Annotated in this window: 19 protein-coding genes; 14 read left to right on the top strand and 5 right to left on the bottom strand. The window is 36.6% G+C overall.

Features of this window, described 5'->3' with window-relative positions; translation table 11 throughout:
* The first annotated feature begins 173 nt into the window (after positions 1-173).
* The 8 genes from M1D66_RS04010 to M1D66_RS04045 all read left to right on the top strand — a co-directional run bounded on the left by M1D66_RS04010 (position 174) and on the right by M1D66_RS04045 (position 10,084).
* The gene (locus tag M1D66_RS04010; protein WP_242555006.1) at positions 174-518 is read left to right on the top strand and encodes a thiamine transporter; all 345 of its coding nucleotides are present in this window, start codon (positions 174-176) and stop codon (positions 516-518) included.
* A gap of 40 nt (positions 519-558) precedes the next feature.
* Positions 559-1,512, top strand: coding sequence for an N-acetylmuramoyl-L-alanine amidase (locus tag M1D66_RS04015; protein WP_242555007.1), 954 nt, complete (start codon positions 559-561; stop codon positions 1,510-1,512).
* Between the two features lie 154 nt (positions 1,513-1,666).
* A complete protein-coding gene (locus tag M1D66_RS04020; RefSeq protein ID WP_242555008.1) occupies positions 1,667-5,641 on the top strand; it encodes a DNA translocase FtsK in 3,975 nt (1,324 codons plus the stop codon).
* A gap of 61 nt (positions 5,642-5,702) precedes the next feature.
* Complete coding sequence (locus M1D66_RS04025; RefSeq protein WP_000658370.1) at positions 5,703-6,821, top strand: nicotinate phosphoribosyltransferase; 1,119 nt, start codon at positions 5,703-5,705, stop codon at positions 6,819-6,821.
* Between the two features lie 252 nt (positions 6,822-7,073).
* Complete coding sequence (gene murC / locus M1D66_RS04030) at positions 7,074-8,384, top strand: UDP-N-acetylmuramate--L-alanine ligase (RefSeq protein WP_000219468.1); 1,311 nt, start codon at positions 7,074-7,076, stop codon at positions 8,382-8,384.
* Positions 8,385-8,566: 182 nt separating this feature from the next.
* Positions 8,567-9,115, top strand: a complete 549-nt coding sequence (locus M1D66_RS04035; RefSeq protein ID WP_242555009.1) for a GNAT family N-acetyltransferase — start codon at positions 8,567-8,569, stop codon at positions 9,113-9,115.
* On the top strand, positions 9,112-9,603 hold the full coding sequence (locus M1D66_RS04040; protein ID WP_113304066.1) for a GNAT family N-acetyltransferase: 492 nt from the start codon (positions 9,112-9,114) through the stop codon (positions 9,601-9,603). The genes M1D66_RS04035 and M1D66_RS04040 overlap by 4 nt, the downstream gene beginning before the upstream one ends.
* 76 nt (positions 9,604-9,679) lie before the next feature.
* Positions 9,680-10,084, top strand: a complete 405-nt coding sequence (locus M1D66_RS04045) for a PH domain-containing protein (protein ID WP_001010642.1) — start codon at positions 9,680-9,682, stop codon at positions 10,082-10,084.
* 33 nt (positions 10,085-10,117) lie between these two features.
* On the opposite strand, the gene M1D66_RS04050 is transcribed toward M1D66_RS04045, so the two are convergent.
* Positions 10,118-11,233, bottom strand: coding sequence for an aminopeptidase (locus M1D66_RS04050; protein WP_000654729.1), 1,116 nt, complete (start codon positions 11,231-11,233; stop codon positions 10,118-10,120).
* A 187-nt stretch (positions 11,234-11,420) separates the two neighbouring features.
* Here M1D66_RS04050 and M1D66_RS04055 point away from each other — a divergent pair, with 187 nt between their 5' ends.
* From M1D66_RS04055 to ccpA, 5 genes are all read left to right on the top strand, one after another.
* A complete protein-coding gene (locus tag M1D66_RS04055; protein ID WP_001197720.1) occupies positions 11,421-11,933 on the top strand; it encodes a DUF948 domain-containing protein in 513 nt (170 codons plus the stop codon).
* Positions 11,933-12,259, top strand: coding sequence for a bacillithiol system redox-active protein YtxJ (gene ytxJ, locus M1D66_RS04060; protein ID WP_001057469.1), 327 nt, complete (start codon positions 11,933-11,935; stop codon positions 12,257-12,259). Before M1D66_RS04055 ends, ytxJ begins: the two co-directional genes overlap by 1 nt.
* A gap of 117 nt (positions 12,260-12,376) precedes the next feature.
* Positions 12,377-13,399: a CamS family sex pheromone protein gene (locus tag M1D66_RS04065; RefSeq protein WP_000738025.1), complete on the top strand. Its 1,023-nt coding sequence runs from the start codon at positions 12,377-12,379 to the stop codon at positions 13,397-13,399.
* Positions 13,400-13,565: 166 nt separating this feature from the next.
* Positions 13,566-14,639, top strand: a complete 1,074-nt coding sequence (locus M1D66_RS04070; RefSeq protein WP_242555010.1) for a bifunctional 3-deoxy-7-phosphoheptulonate synthase/chorismate mutase — start codon at positions 13,566-13,568, stop codon at positions 14,637-14,639.
* A 471-nt stretch (positions 14,640-15,110) separates the two neighbouring features.
* Positions 15,111-16,109, top strand: a complete 999-nt coding sequence (gene ccpA, locus M1D66_RS04075) for a catabolite control protein A (RefSeq protein WP_001103297.1) — start codon at positions 15,111-15,113, stop codon at positions 16,107-16,109.
* Between the two features lie 34 nt (positions 16,110-16,143).
* Here the strand turns inward: ccpA and M1D66_RS04080 are convergent, their stop codons facing one another.
* The 3 genes from M1D66_RS04080 to dhp61 all read right to left on the bottom strand — a co-directional run bounded on the left by M1D66_RS04080 (position 16,144) and on the right by dhp61 (position 17,122).
* The gene (locus tag M1D66_RS04080) at positions 16,144-16,506 is read right to left on the bottom strand and encodes a DUF4288 domain-containing protein (RefSeq protein ID WP_242284905.1); all 363 of its coding nucleotides are present in this window, start codon (positions 16,504-16,506) and stop codon (positions 16,144-16,146) included.
* 1 nt (position 16,507) lies between these two features.
* Positions 16,508-16,744, bottom strand: coding sequence for a DUF3949 domain-containing protein (locus tag M1D66_RS04085; RefSeq protein ID WP_000637902.1), 237 nt, complete (start codon positions 16,742-16,744; stop codon positions 16,508-16,510).
* Between the two features lie 81 nt (positions 16,745-16,825).
* Positions 16,826-17,122: a protein Dhp61 gene (gene dhp61 / locus M1D66_RS04090; protein ID WP_046393028.1), complete on the bottom strand. Its 297-nt coding sequence runs from the start codon at positions 17,120-17,122 to the stop codon at positions 16,826-16,828.
* 151 nt (positions 17,123-17,273) lie between these two features.
* Here dhp61 and M1D66_RS04095 point away from each other — a divergent pair, with 151 nt between their 5' ends.
* Positions 17,274-17,546, top strand: coding sequence for a DUF3917 domain-containing protein (locus M1D66_RS04095; RefSeq protein ID WP_242555011.1), 273 nt, complete (start codon positions 17,274-17,276; stop codon positions 17,544-17,546).
* A 49-nt stretch (positions 17,547-17,595) separates the two neighbouring features.
* Here the strand turns inward: M1D66_RS04095 and mscL are convergent, their stop codons facing one another.
* Positions 17,596-17,994 (bottom strand): large conductance mechanosensitive channel protein MscL, encoded by a 399-nt coding sequence (mscL, locus tag M1D66_RS04100; protein ID WP_000267011.1) that lies wholly within the window; start codon positions 17,992-17,994, stop codon positions 17,596-17,598.
* Between the last annotated feature and the right edge of the window lie 71 nt (positions 17,995-18,065).

The following is an 18,065-nucleotide window of genomic DNA, read 5'->3' on the forward strand; positions in this document are numbered from 1 at the left end:
ATATTGAGAATAGTGATAGATATATTTAAAAAATCGTTGATATATTGAGAGTAGTGATAGATATATTCAAAAAATTGTTAATATGATAAGGATGTCACCTTTTTTCTTAAAATCTATATTGTATTTTATAAACAATCTAGTTAAAATTTAGAAAAGTAGAAGGGGATAGAAGTATGAAACAGCAACCAAAAATCGCAGAACTTCTAAAACGAATTGAAACTTCAAAACAGCAAGATGTTGAGCTAGGTACTTATGAAATATATTTGTTTAGTGAAAGTGAATTAGAAAAAGGACAAATCGGTTACCGACACGATAAACATAAAAATTCATTAATAAGTGAAGAACACGGAAAATGGAAAGAAGAATGGATTACAATTGGATATGAAACGGATATGGGCGATCCAGTTTTCGTAAATATAGATGATGCCGCTTATCCGCTTTATACTGCAGAACGTGGTACAGAAAAATGGCAGCCAGTTTATATTGGAAATATAGATGAGATTATAGGGCAATTATAAGAAAAACTTTGAATCCGGTGCAAAGTGATGGGGGAGAAGTATGAAGTATATAAAAATAATGAGCATGATTGCATTCATTGGAATATATATGGCCGGTTGTTCACAAGAGCAGCCGAAAAAAGAAACTAGATCTTCTATACAAGAGAAAAACAAAGATACCAAAGAAGACGCACCGGTAGAAAAGAAGCAAGAACAAGAAAAGAACGAAGAATCGCAAGCAATTCAAACGAATGACCAAGTAGAACATAAGCAAGAGGAAGTATCATCTGATGAAAAGAAAGAAGAAACTACGCCAGTGCAGCCAACTGAGCAACCAGTGCAAAATAATGAACAAAAAATAGAGAGTAATGAAAAACAAGAGAAGTTTCTCGTCGTTATTGATCCAGGGCATCAACAAAAATCGAATTTAAATTTAGAGCCGATTGGACCAGGGGCAACAACGCAAAAATATAAAGTGACAGACGGTACAACAGGTGTTGTGACGAAAAAGAGAGAGGCTGTACTTGTATTAGAAATGGCTTTTTTATTAAAAGAAAAGCTTGAAGCAAAAGGGATACAAGTATTAATGACGAGAACATCACAAGACGTTGATATAAGTAATAAAGAAAGGGCGACATTCGCAAATAATCATAAGGCTAATTTATTTTTACGTCTTCATGCAGATGGTTCTGAAAATCCAAACCAAAGTGGATTCGCTGTATTGACGCCGGCAGAAGGAAGTCCGTATACGAAAGAGATTTATGCGGAAAGTCTTCAAATCTCTCAAATGATTGTAAATAAAATGAGGGAGAACCAGCAAGTAAAAGTAAATGGAATTAAATTTCGGGATGATCTTTCTGGATTTAATTGGGCAAAGGTTCCTGGTGTGTTATTAGAACTTGGGTTTATGTCAAACTATGAAGAAGATAAAAAATTATCTGACCCGCAATATGTAAATTCTTTATTGCAAAGTGTAACGGATAGCATAGATGCATATCAGAAGAGTAAAGCTTAAGCGCAGTCTTATATGAAAGGCTGCGTTTTTTCATATGAAACACTCGTAAATTAGAATATTGTGGATAAATATGACATGCTTAATTTTACCTGCACTTTTTGCCGAATGCTGATACAATAAAGGATGTTACTATTTAGTAGAAAGAGTGGTAAGCATGTTAGATTGGATGAAAAAGCTGTTTAACAAAGAGGAAGAACAAACAGCGATGAATAAAGAAGTACCAAAGCAAATTGAAAGTCAGCCGAAAATTCCTCGTGTAAACCACTACACTGAAGCAAGAGAAGCACAAATGGCAAGTAGGAATGCAGGTAAATGCCGTTTTCCTTTAGTACCGGATAATGGGTTCGATGAAGAGGATGAAAGCGAAGTAAATCGCTTCGAAGAACAACCTGTTCAAGGAGTAACATATGAAGAACCGACTGCCCAAAGAGGAATAAAGGTGGAAAGAAGCAGACGACCGTATGTGGAAAAGGTAGTTTCTACATATGAAGAGCCGGAAGTGCAATATGAACCGGTGCGGGAGTCTGTCGTTAAAAAGGCATCTGTACCTTCGCAAGAGAGTAACCGTAGACCATTTCGTCCAACAGAAATGATTTCGCCAATTTATGGATATAATCGTCCTTCAGTAGAGAAAAAGGAAGAAAAGCAGGAGGAAGTAAAGGAAAGAGAAGACCTTGAAATATCTGTAGAGGGTAAATCAGTCGTTGATGCATGGTTAGAGAAAAAAGGATATACATTATCTGATTTCTCAGAAGGACAAGCACCAACTTCTTCTAGTCATAGAGCTGCTAACCAGCAAGGGGAGCAACAATATGAAGAGAATAAAAAGGAAGAAAAGTCAGTAGTTGATCAATGGCTAGAGAAAAACGGTTATGAAATTGAACGCCAAGTGCCTTTAGTAGAAGAAAAAGAAGTGATTCAAGAAATGAGTACACCGCAGGAAGTTTCAGCGGATGAATTACTTCATAAAACAGTAGCTGAGCAGATGGAAAGTGCTAAGCTAGAAAAAGATGTAGTGGTGTTAAACGAAAACAATCTACAAGAAGAATTAGTAGCTTCTAAAGTAGAGCACGAGGATACAATATTATCAGAAGAAATTAAACGTAATACAGAAATAAAACAACCTACTATTGAAGTAGAAAAGCAAGCTCCAGAAGAATCAGTGATTGTCAAAGCAGAAGAAAAACTTGAAGAAACAATCATTGTGGAAATACCAGAAGAAGTGTCAAAAGTAGAAGTAATTGCAGAAACGGAAGAGTTTGAAGAAGTAGTTATGGAAACAGAGGCACCTGAAGAAGTGGAAGTAATTGCGGAAGCAAAAGAGCTAGAAGAAGTAGAAGTAATTGCGGAAACAGAAGAGCTAGAAGAAGTGGAAGTAATTACAGAAACAGAAGAGTCAGAAGAAGTGGAAGTAATTACAGAAACAGAAGAGTCAGAAGAAGTAGAAGTAATTGCGGAAGCAGAAGAGTCAGAAGAAGCTGAAGTAATTGCGGAAGTAGAAGAGTCAGAAGAAGTGGAAGTAATTGCGGAAGCAGAAGAGTTAGAAGAAGTGGAAATAATTGCGGAAGCAGAAGAGTCAGAAGAAGTGGAAGTAATTGCGGAAGCAAAAGAGCTAGAAGAAGTGGAAGTAATTGCAGAAACGGAAGAGTCAGAAGAAGTGGAAGTAATTGCGGAAGCAGAAGAAACAGAAGTGATTGCAGAAACAAAAGCGCCTGTAGTAGAGACATTTGTAGCACTTGAGGAAATTCAGCAAGAAGATGAAGCAATTGAACAAAAGAGTGAATTCATACATGTTGCTGAGGCTGATGAACAAACGAAGAAAGATGTTCAAAGCTTTGCGAATGTTTTAATTGCAGAAACAGAGGAAAATAGACGAGTTGTAGAAGAAGCACAGGTCGCAGAAGAGCAACGAGTTGTAGAAGAAGCGCCAGTCGTAGAAGAGCAACGAGTTGTAGAAGAAACACCAGTCGTAGAAGAGCAACGAGTTGTAGAAGAAACACCAATCGCAGAAGAGCAACCAGTTGTACAAAAAGAAGAACCAAAACGTGAGAAAAAGCGCCATGTACCATTTAATGTTGTTATGTTGAAACAAGATAGAACACGATTAATGGAAAGACATGCAGCTAGAGCAAATGCAATGCAGCCTTCTGCTAATGTACGAGTAGAGAATAAGCCAGTACAACAAGAGGTAGCAGAACCACAAGTGGAAGAACGCCCAGTGCAGCAAGTAGTAGCAGAACCACAAGTGGAAGAAAACCCAATGCAGCAGGTGGTAGTAGAACCACAAGTGGAAGAACGCCCAGTGCAGCAGGTGGTAGTAGAACCACAAGTGGAAGAACGCCCAGTGCAGCAGGTGGTAGTAGAACCACAAGTGGAAGAAAACCCAATGCAGCAGGTGGTAGTAGAACCACAAGTGGAAGAGCGCCCAGTGCAGCAAGTAGTAGAACCACAAGTGGAAGAGCGCCCAGTGCAGCAAGTAGTAGAACCACAAGTGGAAGAACGCCCAGTGCAGCAGGTGGTAGTAGAACCACAAGTGGAAGAGCGTCCAGTGCAGCAAGTAGTAGAACCACAAGTGGAAGAGCAACCAATGCAGCAAGTAGTGGTAGAGCAAGTACAAAAGCCAATTTCAAGTACGGAAGTACAAGAGAAAGCATATGTTGTAAATCAAAGAGAGAACGATATGCGAAATGTATTGCATACACCACCGACATATACTGTTCCACCATTAGCGCTGTTGTCGATTCCACAGCAATCAGCGTTAGATAATACAGAATGGTTAGAGGAGCAGAAAGAATTATTAGATACAACGTTTAATAATTTTCACGTTGGCGCACATGTTATTAATGTATCGCAAGGGCCAGCGGTAACTCGTTTTGAAGTACAGCCAGACCCAGGTGTGAAAGTAAATAAAATTACAAACTTAAGTGATGATATTAAGTTAAGTTTAGCTGCGAAAGATATTCGTATTGAAGCGCCGATTCCAGGGAAGAGTGCAATTGGAATTGAAGTTCCAAATAAAGAAAGTAAGCCAGTATTTCTTCGCGAAATTTTAAGAAGTCCTGTATTCACAAAGAGTGAATCACCGCTTACTGTTGCGCTTGGACTTGATATTTCAGGGGATCCAATTGTAACGGATATTCGAAAAATGCCGCACGGACTTATTGCGGGTGCAACGGGTTCAGGTAAAAGTGTGTGTATTAACGCCATTTTAACGAGTATTTTATATAAAGCGAAACCACATGAAGTGAAGTTAATGTTAATTGATCCGAAGATGGTTGAGCTTGCACCATACAATTCTGTTCCGCATCTTGTAGCACCTGTTATTACGGATGTAAAAGCAGCGACAGCTGCATTAAAATGGGCAGTTGAGGAAATGGAACGCCGTTATGAATTGTTTGCACACGCAGGTGCTCGTGATTTAACTCGCTACAATACGATTGTAAGTGAGCGAGAAATTCCAGGAGAGACATTACCTTATATCGTTATTGTCATTGACGAGTTAGCCGATTTAATGATGGTAGCACCTGGTGATGTTGAGGAAGCGATTTGTCGTATTGCGCAAAAAGCACGTGCTTGTGGTATTCATTTATTAGTAGCGACGCAGCGTCCATCTGTAGATGTTATTACAGGTTTAATTAAGTCAAACATTCCAACGCGTATTGCGTTTACTGTATCATCTCAAGTTGATTCGCGTACGATTATTGATATTGGGGGCGCGGAGAAATTACTTGGCCGTGGTGATATGTTATTCTTAGGGAACGGTACATCTAAACCAGTTCGTGTACAAGGTGTATATGTATCGGATGATGAGATTGAAAAAACAGTTGATCATGTGAAAAAGCAAATGAAGCCGAATTACTTATTTAAGCAAGAGGATTTATTAGCGAAAACAGAACAAGCTGAGTCGGAAGACGAATTGTTCCTTGATGCATGTCAATTTGTTGTAGAACAAGGGGGAGCGTCCACATCTTCTGTACAGCGAAAATTCCGCATCGGTTATAATCGCGCGGCACGTCTCATTGAAGAGATGGAATCGCAAGGAATTATTTCTGAAGGTAGAGGAACGAAACCGAGAGATGTCCTTATTTCTGAGGATGAATTTGCCGCTATGCAGGAAACAAATGTATAGTAAACGGTTTTGCTGTATACTAAGAGAAAATGTTGGATAGTAAAGTAGGGAGTAAAGCGACATGAAAGAAATTGAATTAAAATTAAAAGGTGAAATAAATAGACTAACAAATAAAACATTTAAATTTGACGAACGTGTTGGAGAAGGTTGGTTCTCTGCCGTTTACTTTTTAAAGACTAGAGAAATCATCGAAGAATTTCGCCCGAAAAGTGTTGTAACGATGCAATTTTTCCAAAAGGAAAATGCAGTTCTTTGCGGAACGGATGAAGTAATTGCATTGCTACAAACATTCGCTAAAAATCCTGAGGAACTTGAGATTAACTCTTTAAAAGATGGCGATAAAATTAGTCCATTTGAAACAGTGTTAACAATTCATGGTCCTTATGAAAATTTCGGATTTTTAGAAGGTGTCATTGATGGGATTTTAGCTCGTCGTACATCGGTTGCGACAAACGTATATAACGTTGTCCAAGCTGCGCGTAGCGTAGATAAAGAAAAACCAGTTATTTTCATGGGAGACCGTGATGATCATTATACACAACAAGCTGGTGACGGTTATGCAGCATACATCGGAGGTATGAGCGCACAAGCGACGCATGCGATGAATGAATGGTGGGGCAAAAGTGGTATGGGGACGATGCCTCACGCATTAATTCAAATGTTTAATGGTGATGTTGTGGAAGCGGCAAAAGCATATCATAAGAAATTCCCAGAAGATGAATTAGTTGTATTAATTGATTACAACAATGATGTCATTACAGATGCACTTCGCGTAGCGCGTGAATTTGGATCAACATTAAAAGGTGTACGTGTAGATACGTCCCGCACGATGATTGATCAATACTTTATTCGCCACCCAGAAGTACTTGGAACATTCGATCCACGTGGTGTAAACCCATCGCTTGTATTCGCACTTCGTAAAGCACTTGATGAAGAAGGATTCCAGCATGTAGACATCGTTGTAACTGGTGGATTTGATGAGAAGCGTATTCGTGAATTTGAAGCTCAAAACGTACCTGTTGACATATACGGGGTAGGAAGTAGCTTATTAAAAATGAATATTGGCTTTACTGGTGATAATGTAGAACTAAATGGGAAACCAGAAGCAAAAGCTGGTCGTAAATATCGTCCAAACCCACGTTTAGAGCGTGTTCAATTAGAAAAAAGAGAAGAGATGTAAAAGAGAGAAAAACTGATAGGTGATTGACCCTATCAGTTTTTCTGTTATCATAGTATAGCGGCTTCTTTTTTGCTATAATGGACTTATTATGGACATATAAAGAAGTACGTACGAGTTTATCCTGATAAGTGAAGGGAAAGAATAACTTCACTACATCAAAAATGTATGATGATTACCAAAATAAGAAAAGATTCATATACTGTCTTATAGATAGGCCGTTGTATTAGTTCGAAATGTTGGAGGTTCTTTAAGATGACAGTTTACCATTTTGTAGGAATTAAAGGAACAGGAATGAGTTCATTAGCGCAAATTCTTCATGATATGAAGCATACTGTTCAAGGGTCTGATTATGAAAAGCGTTTCTTTACACAAACAGCGTTGGAAAAGCGTAGTATCTCGATCCTTCCTTTTGATAAGAATAATGTAGAAGAAGGACAAGTGATTATTGCAGGAAATGCATTTCCTGATACGCATGAAGAAATCGTAGCAGCAAAAGAATTAAACATCCCAGTCCATCGTTACCATCATTTCTTAGGTGACCTGATGAGCCAATACACAAGTGTTGCTGTAACTGGTGCACACGGAAAAACATCAACAACAGGTTTGTTAGCCCATGTAATGCAAGGTGCACACCCAACATCTTACCTTATTGGAGATGGAACAGGGCATGGGGTAGAAAATAGTAAGTATTTTGTATTTGAAGCTTGTGAGTATCGTCGTCATTTCTTGTCTTATAATCCAGACTATGCAATTATGACGAATATTGATTTTGATCATCCAGATTATTTTGCAGACATCAATGATGTATTCAGTGCATTCCAAGAGATGGCATTGCAAGTGAAAAAAGGCATTATTGCATGTGGAGATGATGAAGAACTTCAAAAAATTCAAGCGAAAGTACCTGTTATTTTCTATGGATTTGGAGAAGATAATGATTTCCAAGCACGCAACATTCAAAAGAGAACAGATGGTACGATATTTGATGTATTCGTTCGTAACACGTACTATGATACGTTCAAAATTACAGGATACGGCAATCACAGCGTATTAAATGCGTTAGCAGTAATCGCGCTTTGCCATTATGAAAATGTTGATGTAGAAGCAGTAAAACATCAATTAACAACTTTTGAAGGCGTAAAACGTCGCTTTAATGAAAAGCCGATGGGAGAGCAAGTAATCATCGATGACTACGCACACCATCCGACAGAGATTAATGCAACGATTGAAGCTGCTCGTCAAAAACATCCAGAGCGTGAAATTGTCGCTGTATTCCAGCCACATACATTCTCACGTACAGAAAAGTTCTTAGATGAGTTCGCAGAAAGCCTAAGCAAGGCTGACCAAGTATACTTATGTGATATTTTCGGATCAGCACGTGAAAACAAAGGTGAATTAACAATCGAAGATCTGCAAAAGCGTATTGACGGTGCAGAATTAATTACAGATACAACAACGGATGTATTAAAGAAACATAAAAACGGCGTTCTAATTTTCATGGGCGCAGGTGACATCCAAAAATTCGAAGCGGCTTACGTAAAAGAAGTTCAAGTTGCAGAGAAATAATAGAAAAGACGCATAGCTTGGCTGTGCGTCTTTTTTATGTTGTCGTGGTTGTGCATTAATGTCAAAACGTCGATATATATGGAGTTGTGTTCGATATATTTCAAAAATCGTTGATATATTGGTACGCGTTTTGAAATATAAGTGTTAGAATAATAAGAAAACTAAAAAGGGGACTAAAAAACATGTTCACACTCCGAGTAGATGACGAAATCGAACTACAATTACTAGAAAAACATCATAAAGAGGAATTATATCAATTATTAGATCAAAACCGTAATCATTTACGAAAATGGCTCCCTTGGGTAGATGGGACAAAATCTGCTGATGCTTATGATGAAATTTTTCCGATGTGGTTAAAGAAGTTTGCAGAGGGAGACGGTTTTGAAAGTGGTATACGTTACAAAGGAAAGCTCGTTGGGATGGTAGGCATTCATCCGGTGAGCTGGGGGAAGAAAGCGACGAGTCTTGGGTATTATCTTGCAGAAGATGCTGGCGGGAAAGGTATTATGACGCGTAGCGTAAAGGCTGTATTTCACTATGCATTTGAAAATTTAAAGCTGAATAAAATTGAAATTCGTTGCGGTGTTGGAAATGCAAAGAGCCGCGCAATTCCAGAACGTTTAGGATTTAAGTTAGATGGTATTTTACGAGATGAAGAATGGCTATATGATCATTTTCATGATATCGCTGTATATAGTTTACTAGCTTCAGAATGGAAAGAGATTCGATGAACGAGAAGATTCGTATTGTTCCATATGAAGGTACGTTTCAAGAGGAAGTAGTAGATCTTATCGTTCATATTCAGCAAAAAGAGTATAATGTTTCAATTACGAAAGAAGAGCAACCTGATTTACTTGAAATAGAAACATTCTATCAAAAGGATCACGGAAACTTTTGGGTAGCAATTTATGATGGTAAAGTAGTTGGAACAGTAGCTTTATTAGATATTGAGAATCATCAAGTAGCGCTAAGAAAAATGTTCGTACAAAAAGAGTTTCGCGGAAAAGAATGGGGCGCATCACATATGTTGCTTCAAACAGCAATTTCATGGGCTGAGGATAAAAAATTGAAAGATATTTACTTAGGAACAACAGTAAAATTTTTAGCGGCACATCGTTTTTATGAAAAGAATGGTTTTCAAAGTGTGAGTATAGACGAGTTGCCGAAAAACTTTCCGGTGCTACAGGTAGATAAGAAATTTTATAGGTACATTGTGTAAAAGGTCATTTAGAAATGGCCTTTTTCTATGAACCAAAATGGAAATAGTGGTATAATTTGGATTAGGGGGTGTAGGTATGAACTTTCCAATTCAAAGAAGTAAGTCAGTAGTCATTTTCGTTTGTCTTACGTTAGTTTTTATGTTTATATATCCAATTGTCATGCTTTTCACTAATAAAGCGCATTGGATGTCAGCGTTGATCGGGATGGGTTTATGCTTCATTGTAAATGTACCACTCGTTTGGGAAGTATTTATTAAAAAACATAAAGTAGAAAATGGCGTATTAAAGTACGGTATTTTAAATGATGATATTGTATTAAAAGATGTAAGAATTATACGTCAGGTCGGAAAGTCTCTTGAAATTACGACGAATGCATATAAAGTACATATGGTTGCGATGCCGCAAAATATGGATGAATTCTTGGCGCTTATAGAGAAAGAAAATCCACATGTGAAAATAGAAATGGCAGGGAAGAAATAAAAAACGCTCGGCGAAAATTCCGAGCGTTTTTCATTATTTTAAGTTCTCTGGGTTTAAAGCTTCTAATTCAGGTACAACGAAGCGCCCGTCTTTACGGATTAGTACGTCGTCGAAGTAAATTTCGCCGCCGCCGTATTCAGGGCGTTGGATGCATACTAAGTCCCAATGGATGTTCGAGTTGTTACCGTTCCATGCATCGTCGTAAGCTTGTCCAGGAGTGAAGTGGAAGCTGCCATCGATTTTTTCATCGAATAGGATGTCTCCCATTGGATGTAAGATGTATGGGTTTACGCCGATTGCGAACTCACCAACGTAGCGTGCGCCTTCGTCTGTATCGAAGATTTTGTTAATGCGTTCTGAATCGTTTGCAGTTGCTTCAACGATTTGGCCGTTCTCGAACTTAAGTTGTACATTTTCAAATGTATAACCGTTGTAAGGAGATGGTGTGTTGTAAGAAACTGTACCGTTAACAGAATCGCGAACTGGTGCAGAGTATACTTCACCGTCTGGAATGTTTAAATGACCTGAGCATTTAATTGCTGGAATGTCTTTAATAGAGAATGTTAAGTCAGTTCCAGGACCAGTTAAACGAACTTTATCTGTTTTATTCATTAATGTAACAAGGCTGTCCATCGCCTTATCCATTTTACCGTAGTCTAAGTTACATACTTCAAAGTAGAAGTCTTCGAAAGCTTCTGTACTCATTTTAGCAAGCTGTGCCATAGAAGCATTTGGGTAGCGAAGAACAACCCAGCGTGTTTTTGGAACGCGAATGTCTCTATGAACTTTTTTACCAACTGTTTGGCCATGAACTTTCATACGCTCACTTGGAACGTCAGCTTGTTCATTAATATTATCGCCAGAGCGAAGGCCGATATAAGCGTCCATGTCTTTCATTACGCTTGCTTCATATGCAGCGATTTGTTCGAAATGTTCTTCAGTAGCCCCCATTAATAAAGAGCGATCTACTTGATGATCTTTTAAAGAGACGAATGGGAAACCACCAGCTGCATATGCTTCTTTTACAAGTGCAGTTACAAGTTCTTTTTGTAAGCCAAAGTTTTCAATTAATACTTTTTCACCTTTTTGTAAGCGGATAGAGTAGTTAATTAAATTGTATGCTAACTTTTCAATACGTGGATCTTTCATATGTAAAGCCTCCCTACTAATTATGTATCCTCTCCTATTGTAACCTACTTAGTGGAATTTGTTGAATGATTTATGTTACAGTTAACGAATAAGTATGAAAATTCTAATGATGAGATAGGGATTAGAATGAAACGGAAAATGATTGTATAATAGGGGAAAGTATGAAAAAGATAAAGGAAGTGATGAAATGCAAGTTCTTTTATATGTAAGTGCGGCTATTATCGCGGTTGCTTTCGCAGTATTAGTAGTGTATGTATGCAGAACGTTGTTATCGGTTCAGAAGACGTTAGAAAACGTTGCAAGCACGTTAGAAGGTTTAGAAAAACAAATGCAAGGAATTAGCGTAGAGACAGAGCAATTATTACATAAAACGAATGCGTTAGCTGATGATATTCAACAGAAGTCACAGTCATTAAATAAAGTGGTAGCGGGTGTAGATGGGATTGGAACGACAATCCAATCTTTAAATACGAAGCTTCGTAATGTATCAGACTCTGTAACGGACGAAATTGAAAATAACGCTGATAAAGTAGCGCAAGTTGTACAGTGGAGCAGTGCGGCGATTGAAGTATACAATCATTACCGTGCGTCGAGACAAGAGAAGAAGGTTGAAAAAGAAGAGCGTAAATTAGAAAGAATTGAGAAAAAAGCTGAAAAGAAAGAGAAACGATCTAGATTTCGTATGAGAGGTGAATCGTGATGAATATGACAAAACTTGAAACAATTGAAGAGCTTGAAGTCTTAGTAGAAAAGAACGAGCCGTATGTTCTTTTTAAGCACAGTACGACATGCCCAATTAGTCACGGTGCATACACAGAATTTCAAGCGTATTGCAGCGAAGAAAGAGAAGTACCAGCGTATTACTTATACGTACAAGATGCGAGAGATGTGTCAAATCGTGTTGCAGAACAATACAGTATTAGACATGAATCACCGCAAGTGTTATACATAAAAGATGGGATGGTAGTATGGAATACATCTCATTGGAATATTAAAAAAGATGCTTTAGAAGAGAATATAAAGTAAAAAGAAGCAAGCTAAAGGTGCTTGCTTCTTTTTTTTGTTTTTGTTGAAATATATTTAGTGGTACACTATTAATAGTTCAAACTAAATAACTAGATTGTTGAAAGTAGGTTTTAAGTAATGAAGAAAATGGCATTATCCTTCGCAGTCGTAAGTTTATTACTGGGAGCTTGTAGTAACAATAGTAATACGATTAGTAAGAAGGATGAAGTTATACAAAAAGATACAAAAGAAAAAAGTATGATTCCGAGAACTGCTGTTTCTAAAGATTATTATAGAACTGTTATTCCTTTAAAAGAACAAAAGGTTATTAATACAGCTAATATAAAAACAAATTCTAAATTAGATTTAGCAGAGTATGAAAATGGTTTAATAAATATTGCAACGCAACAATTTGATACAGAGAGTCACGTACTGCAATTAAACCAGTATATTCCAGAGAAACTAATTGATGAACTAGTTGCGAAAGTAGAAGCGCCAGTTTTGACGAATATTATAGAACAAGACTATTTCGGAAAACAGAATTCAAATGAATTAAGTTTATCTGGTGTTATGATTGGCTTAGCTATGTCTTCAAGTGTATCGAATGAAGAGGCTATGTCTAAAGGGACTGAAGTTGCTAAACAACTTATTGAAGCTATTAACAAAAATGATAAGTATAACAAATCTCCAATTACGTTTGCTATCTTTAAGCAAGAAAGTACTAGTTCTTTAAAAAATGGTACGTATATTGCTAGTGCTACTGTTCAAAAGAATGATACGAACCTTGGAAATTGGAGTACAATTGATGAAAAGTCGTATTCATATCCTTCTGATGAATTTACACAAGCACATGGAGAAGATAATACAAAAATAAATAACTTTGCTAAGGAAATAAAAGGTTTTTCTAATGGAGATTTTATTCCAGTCAACGCTAAAGTTTCTTATAAGAAAGATCAAATGGATACATTAAATATGAATATTGTTATTAAATATAACGGTAAAACAGAATTAATGGCTCTTACCCAATTGGCTGCTCAAGGCATGTTAGACAAATTGCCTAAAGATGCGAAAGTACAATTACAGATCAAGTCCGAGAGTAAAATTGAGGCCGTTATTATAAAAGAGAAAAACAGTGATAAACCGTTTGTTTCCTTCTTGTAAAAAAAGACAGTATGTAAACTGTCTTTTTTTTATTTTAAATGAAAATATATAATGTTTTTTGATAGTAATTCCTTGCTGTATATCGTGTGACAATCGTATATGTATCAGCTATAATAAATTATCTTAAAAAAGTAACATATAGGAATTTGAAAGAGGTGGCTTTCTTATGGCATCACAACAATTAGGTCGTTTACGTTCTGAAATTGATCAACTTAATTTACAAATATTAGAGTTACTAAACGAAAGAGGTCGTCTCGTACAAGAAGTTGGTAATTTAAAAGAAGTACAAGGTGTGAAACGTTTTGATCCTGTACGTGAAAGAAATATGCTGAATTTAATTGCAGAGAATAATAATGGTCCATTTGAAACTTCGACTTTACAACATATTTTCAAACAAATTTTTCAAGCTGGTTTAGAATTACAAGAAGACGATCATCGTAAAGCATTACTTGTTTCTCGTAAGAAAAAAACAGAAGATACGATTGTTGAAATTAATGGTGAAAAAATTGGTGACGGAAATCAGCATTTTATTATGGGACCGTGTGCAGTGGAAAGTTATGAACAAGTACGTCAAGTTGCTGAAGCAATGAAAGGGCAAGGTCTGAAATTAATGCGTGGTGGTGCGTTCAAACCACGTACTTCACCGTATGATTTTCAAGGTCTTGGATTAGAGGGATTACAAATTTTGCGCCAGGTAGCAGATGAATATGGTTTGGCTGTCATTAGTGAAATTTTAAATCCGAATGATATTGAGATGTCATTAGATTACGTTGATGTTATTCAAATTGGTGCTCGCAATATGCAAAACTTTGATTTGCTAAGGGCAGCTGGTGCTGTGAATAAACCAGTATTATTAAAACGTGGTCTATCAGCAACGATTGAAGAATTCATTAATGCGGCAGAATATATTATGGCAAAGGGAAATGGGAACATTATTTTATGTGAACGAGGTATTCGCACGTATGAAAGAGCGACGCGTAATACGCTTGATATTTCCGCTGTGCCGATTTTAAAGAAAGAAACACATTTACCTGTCGTTGTCGATGTAACGCATTCTACAGGGCGACGTGACCTTCTCTTACCAACTGCAAAAGCAGCGATGGCAATTGGTGCAGACGCAATTATGGCTGAAGTACATCCAGATCCAGCTGTAGCTTTATCTGATGCAGCGCAACAAATGAATATACCGCAGTTCAATGATTTTATGAATGAATTAAAATCATTTGGAAGTAAATTATAAAAACTTTTAATGAGCTGTTCCAAAAAGGCATTTTGGAACAGCTTTCTCCTATTGTATAGCGACTGTCATTGTCGATTTTTGTTGGTAAGTTGATATATTTAAAAAATCGCTGATATAATTAGAGTTGCGGTCGATATATTTGGAAAATCGCTGATATATTCGAAAAATCGCCGATATAAATTTCATTTACTATCGTACTGCTTAAAATAAGATTTCTACTAAGGAAACATCTATTTTTTTACAAAAAATGCCCTTTTTTCATAAAAAATACGAAAATACGAGAAAAGAAGCGAATTTTTTCGAAACTTTTGCGGGAAAATATTGTATGAGCCTGCGTTTTTATCGTATCATTAGTAAAAGGAAGAACTCGGGACGATTGGTGGCATCTGCAAATAGAGTTGATGTCTTTTTTTCATTCAAGTAACCGATACATAAAAATAGATAACAAAAATAGAAGGAGTGTGCGATGAGATGAACGTAACAATATATGATGTAGCGCGTGAAGCGAACGTTTCAATGGCTACCGTATCACGCGTTGTGAACGGTAACCCAAATGTAAAGCCTACAACAAGAAAGAAAGTATTAGAAGCAATTGATCGTTTAGGATACCGCCCAAATGCGGTAGCACGTGGACTAGCAAGTAAGAAGACAACTACAGTAGGTGTTATTATTCCTGATATCTCAAATACGTTTTATGCAGAACTAGCTCGTGGAATTGAAGATATCGCAACAATGTACAAATATAACATCATTTTAAGTAACTCTGACCAAAACAAAGAGAAAGAGTTCCATTTATTAAATACGATGCTTGGAAAACAAGTGGACGGAATTGTTTTCATGGGTGAAGATATTACAGACATTCACATTGAAGAATTTAAAAAATCTCCAGTACCAATTGTATTAGCAGCATCATTTGATGAGCAAAATGAAACGCCATCAGTAAATATTGATTATACACAAGCAGCTTATGATGCAATGAAGCACTTTATCGAGCAAGGACATAAACGTATCGGTTTCGTCTCTGGTCCTTTCATTGATAAAGCGGGAAGCGCGAAGAAGTTACAAGGTTACAAAAAAGCTTTAGAAGAAGCAGGTATTTCATATGATGAAAATCTTGTAATCGATGGAGATTACACATATGACTCAGGTATCGAAGCATTCGAAAAGCTTTGGAGCAATGATGAAAAGCCAACAGCAATCTTCGTATCTTCTGATGAAATGGCACTAGGTGTAATCCATGCAGCACAAGACGCTGGATTAAACGTACCAACTGACGTAGAAGTACTTGGTTTCGATAATACACGCCTTGCATTAATGGTTCGTCCGCAGCTTTCAACAGTTGTTCAACCGATGTATGATATCGGTGCAGTAGCAATGCGTCTATTAACAAAGTATATGAACAAAGAAAAAGTGGAAGATCACACTGTTATCTTACCTCACCGTATCCAATTTAGAGATTCAACGAAGTAAGTATAAAAAAGCTCACAGCGATTGCTGTGAGCTTTTATTCGTATTCAGGATAGTATTTTTGTACGACTGCATTTACCATTTCGTCTTTCTTAACGTGTAAAAATCTTGCATACAATTCTTTTCCGGTTTCAAATGGGGTATCGTCTAATTCAAACACATGCAATAGTTTTCGAAATGTCCATGTTATTTGCTCGCCGTACATATTATCGTACGTATGCTCAGACTGTATAGCGATTTGTTCACCTAGTGCATGAGCTTCTTCCAAACTGTTTGCTTTAACAAGAATAATACTTTCTTCAAAAAGTGTATCGTGATTCTCTTCATAATGCTCATCAATTTTCATAGAATCAGGCTCATCAGAATGAACGGACTCAAATAATAATTTTACAGCGTACAGATTATGCAGCATGTTTCACTTTATAAATAATACTTGCGACAAGCGAAGCAGGTATTGTAAATACGTTACTTTGATAATGGTAATGTACTTGGGATTCTTCATAAGACATGTTGTCATACAGTTCGTTTTGTGAGACACTCATTTTTTTCTGTTTTTCTTTGAGCATTTTAATGTAGTTGTACTGTATTGGGACGAGAATGATGAAATAAGCTAATACAATTAGTGAAATCCAAATCATTATGAACACTCCCTTACAAAGAATATTTTTATATAACAATTATATCAATAAAAAGAAAAAATAACCATTTTTTTATTGGAGCTAATTTTCTTCTAGAAATGCGAACAGTTCCTTTTGGTTTTTTAAATTATGATCAATACATGTTCGAGCAACATATTTCAATCCTTGTAATAATGCATCTACGTGAAAAGTATCATAATGAATTGTATTTCCCTCTACCATCGTTTCGTCTTTTTGCAAGTTAATTGATATTTTTAGTACAGTTATATTACTTTGTAAATTTACAACTTCGATGTAAAAAAACAGTTTGTCTAAGTCAATCGTAACATAATCGAATCGTTCGGATAGCTCTAATTTACATGTAGTAGTATATTCCAAATGAAAGCCTCCTATTGTATAAGTGTATGTTATAATGCCTTCGCTATAGGTGGGACTATTCCTTGTTATATGTCACATAAGTGCAAATTTAACTATTATAGGGCAATGTCATGTATAATAGAAAGAAAAGGCTTGTGAGGGGGGAAAAGAGATGATCGTTCTTTGGATAATTACGCTTTGTATGACTGCTATTTTTGCATATATGACGTTAAAACAAAATGGTTTAAAGCGATTTGTTCCAGGAAGTATTCTTGCAGGAATTGCCCTTATCACGTATGTAATTTCTATTTTTATTGAAAGTGTATTAGTAGATATGAGCACAAGTTTAATGTTTATTGGTATTACACTATTTGCAGGTAGCATCATGGTACTTATGGTTGCTGGTATTATTTTATTTATTCATATGAATTCGGAAACGTTATAGCATATAGAAAAGGCATGTCCCCTCGGGACATGCCTTTTTATCCGTTCAATTATGCTCTATCTTTAGAAGAGTTTTGCTGTTTTAGTAAGTCGCGAATTTCGCCAAGAAGTTCTTCTTCTTTTGTTGGTTCTGGAATTTCTTCCTCTTTTTCTTCTTCTTTTTTAGATGTTAGTTTGTTGAAAACTTTAACAAACATAAAGATAGAAGCTGCGATAATTAAGAAGTCAAAAATTGTTTGGATGAAGTTACCATACATAACAGCAGATTTACCGTATCCAAAGTGTAAACTTGTAAAGTCAACGCCACCTAATACCATACCAAGTAATGGTGTGATGATATCTTTTACTAAAGAACTAACGATTTTACCGAATGCAGCACCGATTACAACCCCGACAGCTAAATCAACGACATTCCCTTTGAAAGCGAATTTTTTAAACTCGTTCCACATGTGTTAATCCCATCCTTTCCACGATTCATTATGAAATTTATAATTCCTATCAACATATTCTATAGAAATTT

Source organism: Bacillus sp. PK6-16 (assembly GCF_056530295.1).

What these genes read in the sequence shown, in the direction of transcription:
- M1D66_RS04045 (WP_001010642.1), top strand. Translation starts at nt 9,680, where the DNA reads ATGAACTTTCCAATTCAAAGAAGTAAGTCAGTAGTCATTTTCGTTTGT.
- M1D66_RS04035 (WP_242555009.1), top strand. Translation starts at nt 8,567, where the DNA reads ATGTTCACACTCCGAGTAGATGACGAAATCGAACTACAATTACTAGAA.
- murC (WP_000219468.1), top strand. Translation starts at nt 7,074, where the DNA reads ATGACAGTTTACCATTTTGTAGGAATTAAAGGAACAGGAATGAGTTCA.
- M1D66_RS04040 (WP_113304066.1), top strand. Translation starts at nt 9,112, where the DNA reads ATGAACGAGAAGATTCGTATTGTTCCATATGAAGGTACGTTTCAAGAG.
- mscL (WP_000267011.1), bottom strand. Translation starts at nt 17,994, where the DNA reads ATGTGGAACGAGTTTAAAAAATTCGCTTTCAAAGGGAATGTCGTTGAT.
- M1D66_RS04065 (WP_000738025.1), top strand. Translation starts at nt 12,377, where the DNA reads ATGAAGAAAATGGCATTATCCTTCGCAGTCGTAAGTTTATTACTGGGA.
- ccpA (WP_001103297.1), top strand. Translation starts at nt 15,111, where the DNA reads ATGAACGTAACAATATATGATGTAGCGCGTGAAGCGAACGTTTCAATG.
- M1D66_RS04055 (WP_001197720.1), top strand. Translation starts at nt 11,421, where the DNA reads ATGCAAGTTCTTTTATATGTAAGTGCGGCTATTATCGCGGTTGCTTTC.
- M1D66_RS04020 (WP_242555008.1), top strand. Translation starts at nt 1,667, where the DNA reads ATGTTAGATTGGATGAAAAAGCTGTTTAACAAAGAGGAAGAACAAACA.
- M1D66_RS04095 (WP_242555011.1), top strand. Translation starts at nt 17,274, where the DNA reads ATGATCGTTCTTTGGATAATTACGCTTTGTATGACTGCTATTTTTGCA.
- ytxJ (WP_001057469.1), top strand. Translation starts at nt 11,933, where the DNA reads ATGAATATGACAAAACTTGAAACAATTGAAGAGCTTGAAGTCTTAGTA.
- M1D66_RS04010 (WP_242555006.1), top strand. Translation starts at nt 174, where the DNA reads ATGAAACAGCAACCAAAAATCGCAGAACTTCTAAAACGAATTGAAACT.
- M1D66_RS04085 (WP_000637902.1), bottom strand. Translation starts at nt 16,744, where the DNA reads ATGATTTGGATTTCACTAATTGTATTAGCTTATTTCATCATTCTCGTC.
- M1D66_RS04070 (WP_242555010.1), top strand. Translation starts at nt 13,566, where the DNA reads ATGGCATCACAACAATTAGGTCGTTTACGTTCTGAAATTGATCAACTT.
- M1D66_RS04015 (WP_242555007.1), top strand. Translation starts at nt 559, where the DNA reads ATGAAGTATATAAAAATAATGAGCATGATTGCATTCATTGGAATATAT.
- M1D66_RS04050 (WP_000654729.1), bottom strand. Translation starts at nt 11,233, where the DNA reads ATGAAAGATCCACGTATTGAAAAGTTAGCATACAATTTAATTAACTAC.
- M1D66_RS04025 (WP_000658370.1), top strand. Translation starts at nt 5,703, where the DNA reads ATGAAAGAAATTGAATTAAAATTAAAAGGTGAAATAAATAGACTAACA.